Source organism: Aquibium sp. A9E412 (assembly GCF_030398335.1).
In the GTDB taxonomy this organism is placed as follows: Bacteria; Pseudomonadota; Alphaproteobacteria; order Rhizobiales; family Rhizobiaceae; genus A9E412.
The window spans coordinates 1-2,022 of record NZ_JAOAOP010000132.1 but is presented as its reverse complement, the minus strand read 5'-3'; the positions used below and the strand labels follow the sequence as shown (position 1 = coordinate 2,022).

At 74.5% G+C, this 2,022-nt stretch carries 2 protein-coding genes; both read right to left on the bottom strand.

Annotated features, from left to right (window positions below; translation table 11 throughout):
• Nucleotides 1–612: 612 nt before the first annotated feature.
• Nucleotides 613–1,032: a DUF1330 domain-containing protein gene (locus tag N1F89_RS20530; protein WP_290086355.1), complete on the bottom strand. Its 420-nt coding sequence runs from the start codon at nt 1,030–1,032 to the stop codon at nt 613–615.
• Nucleotides 1,033–1,061: 29 nt separating this feature from the next.
• A complete protein-coding gene (locus N1F89_RS20525) occupies nt 1,062–1,895 on the bottom strand; it encodes an alpha/beta hydrolase (protein ID WP_290086358.1) in 834 nt (277 codons plus the stop codon).
• Nucleotides 1,896–2,022: the final 127 nt, after the last annotated feature.

Genomic DNA, 2,022 nt, shown 5'->3' with positions numbered 1-2,022 from the left:
GAAGGGGCCCCGAAGGGGCGGATGAGGGGCGGCGCGGGGTTGGCCGCCACGGCGCCGCCATCCTTGCGAAAACCGCGCGCCGCCGCGACGTCGGCGCTGCCCCTCACCCTGCCCTCTCCCCGCAGGCGGGGAGAGGGTGCCCCGAAGGGGCGGATGAGGGGCGGCGCGGGGTTGGCCGCACGGGCACTGCCATCCCTGCGAAAACCGCGTGCCGCCGCGACGTCGGCGCTGCCCCTCACCCTGCCCTCTCCCCGCATGCGGGGAGAGGGAGAGGTGGCGCGCGTCTTCGCCGACGCGCTGCTGGCCGGCACGAAGGCGACACGCCAGCCGCCCCTTCTCCCCGCATGCGGGGAGAAGGTGCCCCGAAGGGGCGGATGAGGGGCGGCGCCGGCGTTGGCCGCCACGGCACTGCCTTCCTTGCGAAAACCGCGCGCCGGCCGCCACGTCGCCGCTGCCCCTCACCCTGCCCTCTCCCCGCAGGCGGGGAGAGGGTGAGGTGGCGCGCGTCTTCGCCGAAGCGCTGCTGGCCGCCGGCATGAAGGCGACACGCCAGCCGCCCCTTCTCCCCGCCCGCGGGGAGAGGGTGAGGTGGCGCTTTGGCCGGAGACCGCGCTAGCTGCCGAAGGTCTCGCCGGGCGGGCGCGGCGCGAGGCGGATCAGCCGCGAATCGGCGACCGCCGCCTGGCGGTGGACGACGGCCTTCTGGTAGTCGGGGTCCTTGACCATCGCCACGAAGGCCGCGCCGCTCGGATATTCGGCGATGAAGCAGCGGTCCCAGGCCTCGTCCTGCGGCCCGATCAGCATCAGCCGGAAATCGCCCGTCCAGGCGATGCGGCCGCCGACGCGGCGGAAGATCGGCCCGCTCTCGCGGCCATAGGCGGCGTAGGCCTCCGCCCCGCTCGCCGCGCGGCCGTCGGGATAGGCGGCGCGTTCGCGCAGGCGCACCAGGTTGAGCATGTGCACCGGCCCCTCCTCGGGCAGCGCACGGAAGGCGCCGAAGCGCTCGCGCGTGGGATCGACAAAGCCGCTCATCGTCTCGTCTCCGCTTGCAAAAACGGGTTTCAGTCGCGGCGCCGCGTCAGCATCCAGTTGAGCGTCTCGCGCCAGTCGGTCATGCGGATCGGCGTGCCGTGGCTGCCGGTCTCGAAGCGCACGAAAAGCGCCGGATAGCCGGGCGCGGCGGCCCGGATGCGCTCGAAGAAGGCCTCCTGCCGGTCGACCGCGAACACCGTGTCGCCGCTGCCGTGGCCGAAGAAGACCGGCACGCGGCGGCGGAAGGCGGCGCTGTGCAAAAACCCCTCATGCCACATCGAGCCGAGCAGCATCAGGCCGCCCAGGCGTCCGGCGAGCGCCGGCTCGTCGGCCAGCCGGTAGCACAGCACCCCGCCCATCGAGCCGCAGGCGACGACGATCGGCGCGCCCGGCGCGCGGGCGGCATAATGGGCGAGAAGCCCGGCGATCCGCGCCGCGCCCGCCTCGCCGAAATCGCCCACGTCGGGCGACAGGTAGAGCCCGCCGCTCAACGCCATCAGGTTCTTGATGCGGTTGAAATTGCCGCCGAAGGAAAAGTCGTCGACGCCCTGGCGCCGGTTGCCGCCCTGGCCGTGCAGATAGACGGTGATGACGCGCGCGCCCTCGCGCCGGCCGACGGCGAAATGGCGCACCGGGCCGGCGGCCGTCCGCACGGTCAGCTCCGCCTGCACCCGGCGCACGCCGGTCGCCACGTAGCGCCGCGCGACGCGCCGCTCGGGTACCGCGTCGCGGCCGTTGATGTCGCGCATCTCGCGGTAGTCGACGACGCGGTAGGCGCCGCCGTCGCGCGAGGCCAGGATGGCCGGATAGGCGAACAGCGCGTCCTTGTGCGGCGCGATCGGCGCGGCGGCGGCGGTGGCCATGACGGCGGCGATGGCGAGCCCGGCGGCCAGCGCCACGCCGGCCAGGCCGGGAAGCACGCGCCGCCTCACGACACCAGCACCCCGCCGGCCGCGCGCAGCGCCTCCGGCGTGTCGACGTCGAGGCTGG